The sequence below is a fragment of the Pararhizobium capsulatum DSM 1112 genome, from assembly GCF_030814475.1.
Taxonomy (GTDB): domain Bacteria; phylum Pseudomonadota; class Alphaproteobacteria; order Rhizobiales; family Rhizobiaceae; genus Pararhizobium; species Pararhizobium capsulatum.
This window is the reverse complement of record NZ_JAUSVF010000001.1, coordinates 2,060,938-2,073,488: the sequence shown is the minus strand read 5'-3', so window position 1 is coordinate 2,073,488 and position 12,551 is coordinate 2,060,938. Positions and strand designations below refer to the sequence as shown.

Below are 12,551 nucleotides of genomic sequence, written 5' to 3'. Positions count from 1 at the left end.
TGGCTCCGCTCAAGGCTGACCGGTCGAGGCGCCCTCGGCCGTCACTGCCTCACCTCCGAGCGCGCGCTTCAGATCAATAAAGGCCTTGATCGGGAGATGGTCCGAGGCCACGCGTGCAAGCGGAGTGTTATGAACCTCCACCGCGGTCACCAGATTGTGCGGGCTTCCCATGACCCGGTCCAATGCAAGAACCGGGAAACGAGACGGAAAACTCGGCACCGCCGTCGCGATGTGATCGAACTTCGGGCTGAGAGAAGCAAGCGCGGAGCGGCGCCCCATGCGCCATTCGTTGAGATCGCCAATGAGGAGCGTCGGCCGGTCTTCCGCCTCGTTGATGGCCCGCAGAATAGCTGCAGCCTGCTGTGCACGCGAATGGCGCAGAAGTCCGAAATGGGCAGCGATGATCCGTAGCGGCCCGATCTTCAAATCCAGATCGACAACCAGCGCACCGCGCGGCTCCACACCCGGCAGTTTCAACTGATGGACCTTGGCGACAGCGCCCTCGCGCAGGAGCAGGACATTTCCATGCCAGCCGTGCCCCTTGGGCGAAAAGGCGGAAATCGGCACGGATACCAGATGACACTCGCGGTGCAGCCGCTCCATGTCGAGCAGACCGGCCCGCTCGCCAAAGCGCTGGTCAGCTTCCTGCAGGGCGATGATGTCGGCATCGATCTCGCTGATGACCTCGGTGATCCGGCCAGGATCGAAGCGCTTGTCCACACCCACGCACTTGTGGATGTTGTAGGAGGCTATGACGGTATCGCCACGATCGCCGGAAGGCTCCCTGCCTGCCAGTGACACACGCCTTCCCCGGAGGGCGGAGAAAATCCCGCTTGATATGCTCTTATGCGGCGACGTCATCGCTGCTCCCGCTCGTTCCATGATCCGAAATTTAGACGCGCGTGGTGGGATGACAAGGGAGACGACTGCTCCTGGCCGAAAATAGGGCAAATAGGTGTAAATAAATGCGGCTTGCGGCCCTGCTCACCACCTCTTAAACCGGCAAGACCAATGACCAGAACAGAGACAGCCATGCCCGCCGCAATCGACAGTGCACGCCGCCACGTCAGCCTCAATGTCAACGACCCTGCCTTCTACCGAGACCCCCTGCCGACCTACGCGGCATTTCACGCGGAATGTCCTGCCTTCTATTGGGAAGAGCGCGGACAATGGTATTTTGCGGGATACGACCGGGTAAACGGCTTTCTCCGCGACCGGCGTTTCGGCCGCCAGATTCTCCACGTCGCCACCCGCGAGGAATTGGGCATGGCGCAGCCGAAACCGCACGTGAAAGATTTCGACCGGCTTGAAGAGCACTCCTTGCTGGAACTTGAACCCCCGGCGCACACCAGGCTTCGCACGTTGGTCAATCGCGCCTTCGTCTCGCGCCAGATCGAGCAGTTGAAGCCGGATATCGAGGCTCTCTGCCACAGCCTGATCGATGGTTTCGAAAGGGATGGCGAGGTCGAGCTTCTAAAACACTACGCCGAGATCGTGCCGGTGACCGTAATTGCACGCATGCTCGGTGTGCCGGTCGAGATGGCGCCGAAGCTGCTGGACTGGTCTCACCGCATGGTGAAGATGTACATGTTCAACCCCAGCTACGAGACGGAACTCGACGCCAATCAGGCCTCAGCCGATTTCGCCGATTATCTGAAGGGCCTCGTCGACTGGAAGCGCGACAATCCGGCAGATGACATGCTCACACACATGATCGTCACCGAGAAGGATGGGGAGCGGCTAACGGACGACGAACTCGTTTCCACCGCGGTCCTGCTTCTCAACGCCGGTCATGAGGCAACCGTGCATCAGGTCGGCAATGCCGTCAACACGCTTCTTAAAACGGGTTCCGACCCCGCCATCGTCTTTGCAGACGACGCGACGACGGAAAAAACGATCGAAGAAACGATGCGCTTTGCCGCCCCCCTCCATGTCTTCCAGCGCTACGCGCTGTCCGATATCGAACTGGAAGATGGCATAATCCTCAAAAAAGGCGAGAAGATCGGCCTGCTGCTCGCCGCCGCCAATGGCGATCCTGGGAAATTCAGCGATCCCCTCACCTTCCGGCCGGACCGCAACGAAGGCGCCCATCTGTCCTTCGGAGCAGGCCTGCACTTCTGCATCGGCGCGCCATTGGCCCGGCTCGAACTGCGCCAATCTCTTCCAATACTGTTCCAGCGACTGCCCGGACTGCGGCTGAAGGATGAGCCGCAGGTCAAGGACAGCTACCATTTCCATGGATTGGAGCGGTTGGATTTGCAGTGGGGATGATCGCAGAAGTCAAAGCCTGATCACGTAATCCTTGCGAGTCGTTTCAATCACTTCCCAGGTTCCCTTGAATCCGGGTCTGAGGATCATCGTGTCGCCGGGCTTCAGGTGAAAGGGCACCCCCTCGTCTTCGGTGACGATCGAATGGCCGGAGAGAACATGGAAATACTCCCATTCGTCATAGACGATCTGCCACTTGCCGGGCGTCGCTTCCCAGACGCCAGCATAGATGCCGCCATCGGCTTCCTCGACGTTCCAGGTGCGGAATTCCGGCGCGCCGGAAATCAGGCGATCGGCTGCGGGTGCGCCGATCTCCGGCTCGATGGTCGAGAGGTCGAATGTCAGGGCCTTGCTCATGGTGTCTCCAGAATAGGCTCGACGGTCGAGAACAACCGTCGAGCGATATGATGCTGAACTCAGGCCTTGGACAGCGATTGTTCCAGATCTGCAATGATGTCGGCAACGTCCTCGATGCCGACCGAAAGCCGAACCACTTCCGGCCCGGCACCGGCGGCAGTCTGCTGCTCAGCCGTCAGCTGACGATGGGTCGTGGACGCCGGATGGATAACGAGAGAACGGGTGTCGCCTATGTTGGCAAGGTGGGAGAACATCTCCAACCCTTCGACGAAACGCTTGCCGGCCTCGTAGCCGTCCTTCAGCCCGAACGTGAAGACGGCGCCGGCTCCCTTGGGAGAATAGCGGGTCTGCAGGGTGTGGTTGGCATCGCCCTCAAGTCCCGCGTAGTTGACCCAGGCAACCTTGCCATGCTTCGCAAGCCAGCTTGCGACGGCGAACGCATTGTCGCAGTGGCGCTGCATGCGTAGCGGCAGCGTTTCGATCCCGGTCAGGATCAGGAAGGCGTTGAAAGGCGAGATCGCCGGCCCGAAATCGCGCAGGCCCAGAACGCGGCAGGCAATCGCAAAGGCGAAATTGCCGAAGGTCGCATGCAACACAACACCGCCATATTCCGGCCGTGGCTGCGACAGCAGCGGATATTTTCCGGACTTCGACCAGTCGAACGTGCCGCCATCGACGATCACGCCGCCCATGGAATTGCCATGGCCGCCCATGAACTTCGTCAGCGAATGCACGACGATATCGGCACCGTGTTCGATCGGTCGGACAAGGTAGGGTGTCGCCATGGTGTTGTCGACGATCAGTGGCAGGCCGTGTCGGCGTGCGACTTCGGCAATGGCGGCAATATCGACGAAGGTGCCGCCCGGGTTGGCAAGGCTTTCGATGAAGATCGCCTTGGTGCGGTCATCGATCTGGCTTTCAAAAGTCGAGGTGTCGGCGGCGTCCGCCCAGCGCACATGCCAGTCGAAGGATTTGAAGGAATTGCCGAACTGGTTGACCGAGCCGCCATAGAGCTGCCTGGCGGCAATGAAGTTATCACCGGGGCTCATGATTGTATGGAAGATAAGAAGCTGTGCTGCATGGCCAGATGCGACGGCGAGCGCGGCGGTGCCGCCCTCAAGTGCTGCAACGCGCTCTTCCAGCACGGCCTGGGTCGGGTTCATGATACGCGTATAGATATTGCCGAAGGCCTGCAGACCGAAGAGCGAAGCCGCGTGGTCAGCATCGTTAAAGACGAAGCTGGTGGTCTGGTAGATCGGTGTCGCCCGCGCGCCGGTGGTAGGGTCTGGCTGCGCGCCCGCGTGGATGGCAAGCGTATTGAAGCCGGGTTTCGTGCTCATCAAGATATCCTCCCTGGAAAAGTCGCGGCACTATTCCAGAGCAAATCCCCACCCGTCAAAGATTGTTTTTCCAAAATGGTGCGGCATCGCGCACTTTCCGGTTGCGTCATTTCTAGGATGTCGTCGGCGCTAGGCTACAAGCCTCGGATATTCGATCGCGGGGCAGCGATCCATGACCACCTTGATGCCCTGTGCCTCTGCCTTCGCTGCGGCCTGATCATCGCGCACAGAAAGCTGCCCCCAGATCACCTTGGGATGCTCGGGCAGCGCCAGCACTTCATCGACCAGAGCCAGAAGGTGATCGGCCGCCCTGAAGACATCGACCATATCGACCGGCCGAGGCACGTCGGCAAGCTTTGCGTACACCTTTTGCCCCTGGATCTCCTTGCCCGCCTGCCCCGGATTGACGGGATAAACCGTGTAGCCCTTGCGCAAGAGGAAGGCCATGACGCGGTAACTCGGTCGCTCCGGATTGGGAGAAGCACCGACAAGGGCGATGGTATTGGTTTCCGTGAGGATCTCCTTCAGGAAATAATCGGGATAGCTGTCGTGGTTCATGATTCTCGCCGCTCCTGTTCCAGACTGGATAGTTGGAACAGCCTTTCGGCCTGTCAACCGCGCGGAATGGGCTGGTTGCACGCGCTATCAGGAGTTTTTGGCGTCGATGTCGGCAAATCTGGCCGTTTTCTCTTCTGCAACGCGTATTACGATTGCAAAACCCCCTTGGCCGCTTCAGAAGCAGGAAAAATCTTTCTTCCTTCCTTGAGGTCATTGTGGCTCCCGACGTCATTGCGCTCGTTCTTCTCGGTGCGCTCCTGCATGCTACCTGGAACGCATTGGTCAAAGCCGGCTCGGAGAAATCGCTCGATGCTGCGATGATCGCACTCGGTGCAGCGGTCGTCGCCCTGCCCTTTCTCCCCTTCATGGCGTTTCCCGATAGGGAAGCCTGGCCTTTCCTGCTTGTTTCCGCACTGTTCCAGTTCACCTATTTTCAGCTTGTTGCAGCCGCCTATCGGGCGGGCGACATCGGCCTCGTCTATCCGCTGATGCGCGGCGTTGCCCCGTTGATCGTGGCCTCCACCAGCGGCTTCATCCTCAAGGAACAGCTTTCGACGGGTGCACTGGCTGGTATCCTGACAATCTCCACCGGGGTCCTGACGCTTGCATTCGAAGCCAGGAAAGGCGGCAAGCATGCCATTCTGCTTGCACTCGCCAACGCCGTGGTGATTGCAAGCTACACCTATGTCGACGGCATCGGCGCCCGCCTTGCCGGCAATCCGATATCGTACACGCTGTGGATGGCGCTGTTGCCGCCGGTGCTTCTTTTCGCCTGGGCCTTCTATAAACGCGGTGTTGCACCCGTCATCTTCCACGTTCGTCATCAATGGTGGCGCGGCCTGATCGGCGGTGGCGGATCGCTTGCTGCCTACGGCCTCGCCCTCTGGGCCATGACCAAGGCCCCCGTTGCGACAATAGCTGCGCTTCGCGAAACCTCGATCCTCTTTGCCGTGGTGATTTCGATCGTCTTCCTGAAAGAGCGCGTCAGCCCCTTCCGCATCGCTGCCGCCGGCTTGATTGCCTTGGGAGCGTTGTTGTTGAAGCTGGCCTAAGCTGCCGATTTCGCCGGCAACACCTCGATCTTGATACGGTCACCATTCTCGCGCGAAGCAACGGCGAGATCGTAAGTCGCCTGAAGGCCAAGCCAGAACTGCGGGTCGTTTCCGAAGAACTGCCCCAACCTCAATGCTGTGTCCGCAGAAATCGCGCGCTTGCCATTGAGGATTTCCGACACGCGACCGGAATTGATACGCAGCGCCAGGGCCAAAGCGTTTCCCGTCATTTCACGGGTCTCGAGTTCGTCCTTCAGAATTGCGCCGGGATGAACCTCAAACATTGCTCTCTCCATCAGTGGTAGTCGATGATTTCCACGTCATAGGCATCGCCACCTTCAAACCGAAAACAAAGACGCCACGGGCCGTTGATGATCAGCGCCCGTTGGTCCTTACGATCGCCCGAAAGCTTGTGTAGACCGACAGACTTCAGCGGGCTCAAATCGTCCAACGAACGCGCATTGTGCAACATCACCAGACGCCGTTTCGCCTTATCGACAGCTTGTCCAGTCCGGAAAACTTGGATTTTCCGGACTGGACAAGCTGTCGGGTCGCGCTGTTGGCAATCGACTTGATCATACGCAAAACATACTACGCGTGACGTAGCATGTCTAACGAATAAGCCCCTAGACGCCCTTCCACTCCGGCATCCGCTTGCCCAGAAACGCGCCTATCCCTTCCTGCGCATCCTCGAGCAACAGGTTCTCGACCATCACATTGGTCACAAAGGCATAGGCCTCCTCCAGCCCCATCTCCGCCTGACGATGGAAGGCTTCCTTGCCGATCCTCAACGCCTGCGGCGACTTCGAGGCGATGACGGCGGCGTATTTGTTGACAACCTGCTGCAGGTACTGCTTCGGCACGATACGGTTGACGAGGCCGAAATCCTTTGCCGTCGAGGCGTCGATCGTCTCGCCGGTCAACAGCATTTCCATCGCCTGCTTGCGATGCGCCGCCCGCGAGACGGCGACCATCGGCGTCGAGCAGAACAGGCCGATGTTGACGCCCGGCGTACAGAAGGTCGCGGTATCGGTGCAGATCGCCAGATCGCAGCTGGCCACGAGCTGGCAGCCTGCAGCGGTCGCGAGCCCGTCGATCTCGGCGATCACCGGCTGCGGCAGGCCGTTGATCTTCAGCATCAGGTCAGCGGCGAGCCTTGTCGTTTTTTCAAAGAACGCGCGTCCCTGATCCTCGTCGTCGCGATGGACCGTAAGCTCCTTGAGATCATGGCCGGCGGAAAACACCTGTCCGGTCGCCGCGAGCACGACGACGCGGATATCCGTCATACCGGCGATCGCATCGAGTTCCGCGAGAAGCGCCTCCATGACCGCAATCGAAAGCGCGTTGGTCGGTGGATTGTTGAGCGTCAGCCGCAGCACATTTTCGGTGCGGTCTTTAAGCAGAAGTCCACGAGGCTCTTCCGGGTGCAGGGAAACGATATCGGCCATCGGCGGCTCCTTCGGCTTGGCATGAGATACGTTGCCGTTGGTACGCCGCCGTCGTCCCTGTTTCAACCCGCCTTGCCGCTTCGGCTTTCTGCCGGCTTGCGCCGTCGCCGATGACGGGATTTAACTGGCGAAAACACACGAAGGAAACTCCATGAACCCCGTCATGACGGTCGAAGAGCTGAACCGTTTTCTCGATTCGGATTTCCCCGAAGTTCATACAGACGGGCGCGTGTTCGAGGTCGTGAGCGTCGGCCCAGGCACCGCAACAATGCGATTCGATCCCCTGACGCGGCATCTGCGCCCCGGCGCCACTATCTCAGGCCCCGCCCTTTTTACGCTTACCGATGTCGCTGCTTACGTGACGCTGATCGCCCATATCGGCCCGGTCGCGCTCGCGGTGACAACCAATCTCAACATCAACTTCCTCCGCAAGCCAGGACTCGGCCCCCTCGAATGCTGCTGCCGTATCCTCAAACTCGGCAAGCGCCTCGCCGTGCTCGATGCCGCCATCACCGCAACCGGAGATACGAAAATCGTCGCCCATGCCACCGCGACCTATTCGATTCCGCCCAAATAATATGTGGTATTATAAAACCATATATTTAAGATATTGATTTTTAATAATATTTTTTGCGGCACGCAAATTCCTCGCGCTTGACGGTATTTCCGACCTTGCGTATAAGCTGCTGCAGATCGCGGTCCTCTTGGGCCGCTTTCATTTTTGGCATGGGTCAAACCCGCCAAGCTAAGCAACAAGAAACGCCCGGCGGCAACGTACCGGGTCCAAACGAAAGAGTTTAACATGTCAACCTTCGTTCAGAAGCCTGCAGAGGTGGAGAAGAAGTGGATCATCATCGACGCCGAAGGCCTCGTTGTTGGCCGCGTCGCCACTATCATCGCCAACATCCTGCGTGGCAAGCACAAGGCAACCTACACCCCTCACGTTGATGATGGCGACAACGTCATCGTTATCAACGCCGAGAAGGCTGTCCTGACTGGCAAGAAGTACACCGACAAGAAGTACTACTGGCACACCGGCTATCCCGGCGGCATCAAGGAGCGCACCGCGCGCCAGATCATCGAAGGCCGCTTCCCGGAGCGCGTTCTTGAGAAGGCCGTTGAGCGCATGGTTCCCCGTGGCCCGCTCGGCCGTCGCCAGATGAAGAACCTTCGCGTTTACGCCGGTTCCAACCATCCGCATGAAGCACAGCAGCCGACCGTCCTCGACGTCGCCAAGCTGAACAGCAAGAACACAAGGAGCGCCTAATCGTGGCTGATCTCTCTTCTCTGAAAGACCTCGGCACGGTGACTGAAGCAACTGCTTCGGCTCCGGTTCATGTCCGCAAGGTCGATGCCCAGGGTCGCTCCTACGCGACCGGCAAGCGCAAGAACGCCGTTGCCCGCGTCTGGGTCAAGCCGGGCTCCGGCAAGATCACAGTCAACGGCAAGGAGTTCGCTCAGTACTTCGCCCGTCCGGTTCTGCAGATGATCCTGCGTCAGCCGATTTTCGCTGCTGCCCGTGATGGCCAGTTCGATATCGACGCGACCGTTGCCGGCGGCGGCCTCTCCGGCCAGGCCGGTGCCGTGCGTCACGGCATCTCCAAGGCTCTCACCTACTTCGAACCGGGCCTGCGCTCGGTCCTGAAGAAGGGTGGCTTCCTGACCCGCGACAGCCGCGTTGTCGAGCGTAAGAAGTACGGTAAGGCCAAGGCCCGCCGTTCGTTCCAGTTCTCGAAGCGTTAATCGCTTTACGGATTGCACTTTGGAAAAGGCGGCCTTCGAGCCGCCTTTTCTTTGCCTGCAGAACCGTTGGAAATTGTTGGCTTCCCAGCCTTTTCCCGTTTCCTTGGCAAAACCTTCTCGCTATCCTTCGCCCCAACGAGACAAGGGCATTGAAGAGGACACCATGGCAAACCGGACGATCGATCACGCAATCACAGCGACGTCGCTGACATCTGCTGCGTCCGACCCCACCCATGCCGGCATCCTGTCCTTCATGCGCCGCAAATATACGAAGAAGCTTGCGGGCGTCGACGCCGTTGTCTGGGGCATCCCCTTCGATGCCGCGACCTCCAATCGCCCCGGTGCCCGCTTTGGACCGCAGGCGATCCGCCGCGCCTCGGCGATCTTCGACAACGATCCGCAATACCCCTTCGAGCGAGATCTCTTTGCTCATATGGCGACCATAGACTATGGCGACTGCCTGCTCGACTATGGCAACCATTCGAAGACGCCCGCAACGATCGAGCGTGAAGCCGCAAAGATCCTGAAGAGCGGCGCCTTCCTGCTGACGCTCGGTGGCGACCACTTCATTACCCTGCCATTGCTGCGCGCCCATGCCGCCGTTCACGGCTCCCTCGCCCTCGTCCATTTCGACGCACATCAGGACACCTGGCCGGATGAGAAGGGCCGCATCGATCACGGCTCCTTCCTCGGCCGCGCCGTCCGCGAGGGCCTGATCGACACGGAAGCCTCGATCCAGATCGGCATCCGCACCCATGCGCCTGATGATTGCGATATCCGCATTCTCTACGGCTACGACGTGGAGGAGATGAGCACACAGGCGATCGCCGATGCGATCATCGAACAGGTCGGCGACAAGGCTGCTTATCTCACCTTCGATATCGACTGCCTCGACCCCGCCTATGCGCCCGGCACAGGAACCCCCGTCTCCGGCGGCCCGTCGAGCGCCAAAATCCTCTCCGTTCTTCGCAAGCTGGGTCCGCTCCGCTTCAAAGGCGCAGATGTCGTTGAAGTGGCGCCCGCCTATGACCATGCCGATGTCACCGCCATCGCGGCGTCCACCGTTGCGATGTACATGCTGGGGCTGCATGCGGAAGACCTGGCCGAGCGCGAACCGGTCGCCTGACGCTTCAAAAACGCCCTGCGCGTTGCGAGGTCGTCGCACAATGTATATATGCTCGTCATGAGCCGCTCCCGGTCTTCAGAGACTGAATCAAGCGGCTTCCGATCTGATTCGGACAATGGCCGCAGGCATTTGAAAAGACAGGATTTCCCATGAAGCCGAAATTTTTCATCGATGGCGAACACGGAACCACCGGCCTGCAGATCCGCAGCCGCATGGCCGGCCGCGCCGACGTGGAACTCCTGTCGATCCCCGAGGCCGAGCGCCGCAACGCCGCGATGCGCGAAGACCTGCTGAACCACGCCGACATCGCTATTCTCTGCCTGCCGGACGACGCCTCGAAACAGGCCGTCACCATGCTCGAAGGCAACAACAGGGTGCGGATCATCGACACCTCGACCGCTTATCGCATCGCGCCCGACTGGGCCTACGGCTTTGCCGAGATGGACAAGGAACAGGCCGCGAAAATCCGCGACGCGCGGCTGGTCGCCAATCCGGGCTGCTACCCGACCGGCGCCATCGGCCTCATCCGCCCGCTGCGCCAAGCCGGCATTCTGCCCGAGGAATATCCGGTCAGCGTCAATGCCATTTCCGGCTATACCGGCGGCGGCAAGCAGATGATCGCCCAGATGGAAGACCCCGCAAACCCTGACCCGATCAGTTCGCCGCACTTCCTCTATGCCATGCCGCTCAAGCACAAGCATGTCCCGGAAATGCGCACGCACGGGCTTCTCGCCCGTTCGCCGATTTTCTCGCCCTCCGTCGGTCGTTTCCCGCAGGGCATGATTGTGCAGGTGCCACTGTTCCTCGACCAGCTGAAGGATGGCGCGACGCTGGAAAGCATCCACGCAACCCTCGCTGCTCATTATGCCGGGCAGGATATCGTCACGGTCGTGCCACTCGAAGAGAGCGCCAAGCTGCCACGCATTGATGCTATCGAGCTTGCCGGCAAGGATACGATGAAGCTCTTCGTCTTCGGCACGCCGGGCAGCGATCAGGTCAACCTCGTCGCCCTGCTCGACAATCTCGGCAAGGGCGCCTCCGGTGCCGCCGTCCAGAACATGGACCTGATGCTCTCGGCGTGAGGGGTTAGGTAGTAGGGAAACTTCGAATAAGAGCTTCAAGAGGCGGGCGAGGCGGTAGCGCCTTTTTCTATTGCCTACTCCCTACTGCCTCTCCTTGATGCGCATCTCCCATGGATATTCGCCGATAAAGCCACGCCAATGCGCGAGCGCGAAGCCGAGCACGATGAGTGCGCCCCCCTGATGCGCGACACCCCAGACGACCGGCACCTGCATCAACAGCGTCACGATGCCGATCGAGGCCTGCAGCGTCACCAGCACGAAAAGCAGCACGGAGCGACGAGCATGGGTGGTGCCGGCACCGCGCGCCAGCGAGTAAAGCATGTGCACGAAAACCATTGCAAACAACACATAAGCGCCGCAACGGTGGATGAACTGCACGGTCTTCGGGTTTTCGAAGATATTGATCCAGGCCGGCTGCTGGATGAAAAGGTCGCTCGGCACGACCGCGCCGTCCATTAGCGGCCAGGTATTGTAGCTCAAACCTGCATCAAGCCCGGCGACCAGTGCACCGAGATAGATCTGGAACAGCGCCATGATCGCGATCGCTGCAGCCATAGTCTTCGAACAGCTTGCCGGCGGTTTGTCATTCGAATGCGGCGAAAGTCCCCGCGCGATCCAGACGCAGGAAGCAAAGATCAGACAGGCAATGACCAGATGGGTCGCAAGCCTATATTGGCTGACCTCGGTTCGATCCGCCAGACCGGAAGAAACCATCCACCAGCCGATAAAACCCTGAAACCCGCCAAGAGCAAGAATACCGACAAGCGGCAGCTTCAGCCCTGTCTCGACCTTTCCGCGCAGCCAGAACCACGCCAGCGGCAGCGCAAAGACCATGCCGATGGAGCGCGCCAGCAGCCGGTGCGCCCATTCCCACCAGAAGATCGACTTGAAACCCTCGACGGTCATGTCGCTGTTGAGCTGCGAATATTGCGGGATCTGCTTGTAGAGCGCGAATTCTTCCTGCCATTCGGCATCGTTCAGCGGGGGGATGACGCCGTGGATCGGCTTCCATTGGGTAATCGACAGGCCGGATTCAGTCAGACGCGTGGCGCCGCCGACGAGAACGAGCGCAAACAGCGTGAACACAACGACCCAGAGCCATGTGCGGATCTGCCGCCGATTGCGACGCGCCGTATCCATTTCCCCACGAAGCTGTTGTTCCGTTGGCGTCGCGCTAATCTGCGTCATGAAGTCTTTCCGTTTCCGATATGCCGGGAGACGACAATTTGTCCCCGGGCTCAAGCGTCAAAGCCGTTGATTTGCACCAGAGCACGATGCAAAACAAGGCTTGACCCTTTGCGGCATGCCGTCGCGGCCCGACGAACGAGGCCGATGATGGAAACCCGCCCACCGGAAAGTATGCAATGCCAGTACGCCTCAGAAAACTGATCGGCACGATCCTCATCATCATTCTCGTCGTCGTCTATTCCTTGGCGGCCACCACATTTGCATCCCTGCTGCTGGGTGCAGCACCCTGGTGGGTGCATCTGCTCTATTTCTTCTTCACCGGCCTGCTGTGGGTTCTGCCGGCGATGCTGATCATCAAATGGATGGAAAAACCCGCCAAACCGGAGTGA

General features: G+C 59.7%; 16 protein-coding genes. 8 read left to right on the top strand and 8 right to left on the bottom strand.

What is annotated here, in order from left to right; genetic code table 11:
* Window positions 1-9 precede the first annotated feature (9 nt).
* Window positions 10-861 carry an endonuclease/exonuclease/phosphatase family protein gene (locus tag QO002_RS09965; protein WP_307229140.1) on the bottom strand — a complete coding sequence of 284 codons (852 nt, stop codon included), beginning with the start codon at window positions 859-861 and terminating at the stop codon, window positions 10-12.
* Between the two features lie 150 nt (window positions 862-1,011).
* Here QO002_RS09965 and QO002_RS09960 point away from each other — a divergent pair, with 150 nt between their 5' ends.
* The gene (locus QO002_RS09960) at window positions 1,012-2,271 is read left to right on the top strand and encodes a cytochrome P450 (RefSeq protein WP_307229138.1); all 1,260 of its coding nucleotides are present in this window, start codon (window positions 1,012-1,014) and stop codon (window positions 2,269-2,271) included.
* Window positions 2,272-2,280: 9 nt separating this feature from the next.
* On the opposite strand, the gene QO002_RS09955 is transcribed toward QO002_RS09960, so the two are convergent.
* From QO002_RS09955 to QO002_RS09945, 3 genes are all read right to left on the bottom strand, one after another.
* Window positions 2,281-2,625 (bottom strand): cupin domain-containing protein, encoded by a 345-nt coding sequence (locus tag QO002_RS09955; protein ID WP_307229136.1) that lies wholly within the window; start codon window positions 2,623-2,625, stop codon window positions 2,281-2,283.
* Window positions 2,626-2,684: 59 nt separating this feature from the next.
* Complete coding sequence (locus tag QO002_RS09950) at window positions 2,685-3,965, bottom strand: O-acetylhomoserine aminocarboxypropyltransferase (RefSeq protein WP_307229134.1); 1,281 nt, start codon at window positions 3,963-3,965, stop codon at window positions 2,685-2,687.
* Between the two features lie 129 nt (window positions 3,966-4,094).
* The gene (locus QO002_RS09945) at window positions 4,095-4,523 is read right to left on the bottom strand and encodes a CoA-binding protein (RefSeq protein WP_307229132.1); all 429 of its coding nucleotides are present in this window, start codon (window positions 4,521-4,523) and stop codon (window positions 4,095-4,097) included.
* Between the two features lie 215 nt (window positions 4,524-4,738).
* On the opposite strand from QO002_RS09945, the gene QO002_RS09940 reads away from it, so the two are divergent.
* Window positions 4,739-5,575, top strand: a complete 837-nt coding sequence (locus QO002_RS09940) for an EamA family transporter (protein ID WP_307229130.1) — start codon at window positions 4,739-4,741, stop codon at window positions 5,573-5,575.
* On the opposite strand, the gene QO002_RS09935 is transcribed toward QO002_RS09940, so the two are convergent.
* The 3 genes from QO002_RS09935 to QO002_RS09925 all read right to left on the bottom strand — a co-directional run bounded on the left by QO002_RS09935 (window position 5,572) and on the right by QO002_RS09925 (window position 7,023).
* Window positions 5,572-5,859 (bottom strand): HigA family addiction module antitoxin, encoded by a 288-nt coding sequence (locus QO002_RS09935; RefSeq protein WP_307229128.1) that lies wholly within the window; start codon window positions 5,857-5,859, stop codon window positions 5,572-5,574. The two genes, QO002_RS09940 and QO002_RS09935, sit on opposite strands and share 4 nt — an antisense overlap.
* 11 nt (window positions 5,860-5,870) lie before the next feature.
* On the bottom strand, window positions 5,871-6,047 hold the full coding sequence (locus QO002_RS09930; protein ID WP_307229126.1) for a type II toxin-antitoxin system RelE/ParE family toxin: 177 nt from the start codon (window positions 6,045-6,047) through the stop codon (window positions 5,871-5,873).
* A gap of 154 nt (window positions 6,048-6,201) precedes the next feature.
* Complete coding sequence (locus tag QO002_RS09925) at window positions 6,202-7,023, bottom strand: enoyl-CoA hydratase (RefSeq protein ID WP_307229124.1); 822 nt, start codon at window positions 7,021-7,023, stop codon at window positions 6,202-6,204.
* Between the two features lie 151 nt (window positions 7,024-7,174).
* Between QO002_RS09925 and QO002_RS09920 the strand changes: the two genes are divergently transcribed.
* The 5 genes from QO002_RS09920 to argC all read left to right on the top strand — a co-directional run bounded on the left by QO002_RS09920 (window position 7,175) and on the right by argC (window position 10,974).
* Window positions 7,175-7,600 (top strand): PaaI family thioesterase, encoded by a 426-nt coding sequence (locus QO002_RS09920; RefSeq protein ID WP_307229122.1) that lies wholly within the window; start codon window positions 7,175-7,177, stop codon window positions 7,598-7,600.
* Window positions 7,601-7,825: 225 nt separating this feature from the next.
* Complete coding sequence (rplM, locus tag QO002_RS09915) at window positions 7,826-8,290, top strand: 50S ribosomal protein L13 (protein ID WP_307229120.1); 465 nt, start codon at window positions 7,826-7,828, stop codon at window positions 8,288-8,290.
* A gap of 2 nt (window positions 8,291-8,292) precedes the next feature.
* The gene (rpsI, locus tag QO002_RS09910) at window positions 8,293-8,766 is read left to right on the top strand and encodes a 30S ribosomal protein S9 (protein WP_307229118.1); all 474 of its coding nucleotides are present in this window, start codon (window positions 8,293-8,295) and stop codon (window positions 8,764-8,766) included.
* Between the two features lie 163 nt (window positions 8,767-8,929).
* Window positions 8,930-9,892 carry an agmatinase gene (speB, locus tag QO002_RS09905; protein WP_307229116.1) on the top strand — a complete coding sequence of 321 codons (963 nt, stop codon included), beginning with the start codon at window positions 8,930-8,932 and terminating at the stop codon, window positions 9,890-9,892.
* Window positions 9,893-10,041: 149 nt separating this feature from the next.
* Window positions 10,042-10,974 carry an N-acetyl-gamma-glutamyl-phosphate reductase gene (gene argC / locus QO002_RS09900; RefSeq protein WP_307229113.1) on the top strand — a complete coding sequence of 311 codons (933 nt, stop codon included), beginning with the start codon at window positions 10,042-10,044 and terminating at the stop codon, window positions 10,972-10,974.
* An 81-nt stretch (window positions 10,975-11,055) separates the two neighbouring features.
* Here argC and QO002_RS09895 read toward each other — a convergent pair whose 3' ends face one another.
* Window positions 11,056-12,162 carry a COX15/CtaA family protein gene (locus QO002_RS09895; protein ID WP_370878474.1) on the bottom strand — a complete coding sequence of 369 codons (1,107 nt, stop codon included), beginning with the start codon at window positions 12,160-12,162 and terminating at the stop codon, window positions 11,056-11,058.
* Window positions 12,163-12,338: 176 nt separating this feature from the next.
* On the opposite strand from QO002_RS09895, the gene QO002_RS09890 reads away from it, so the two are divergent.
* Window positions 12,339-12,551 (top strand): DUF2842 domain-containing protein, encoded by a 213-nt coding sequence (locus QO002_RS09890; RefSeq protein ID WP_307229111.1) that lies wholly within the window; start codon window positions 12,339-12,341, stop codon window positions 12,549-12,551.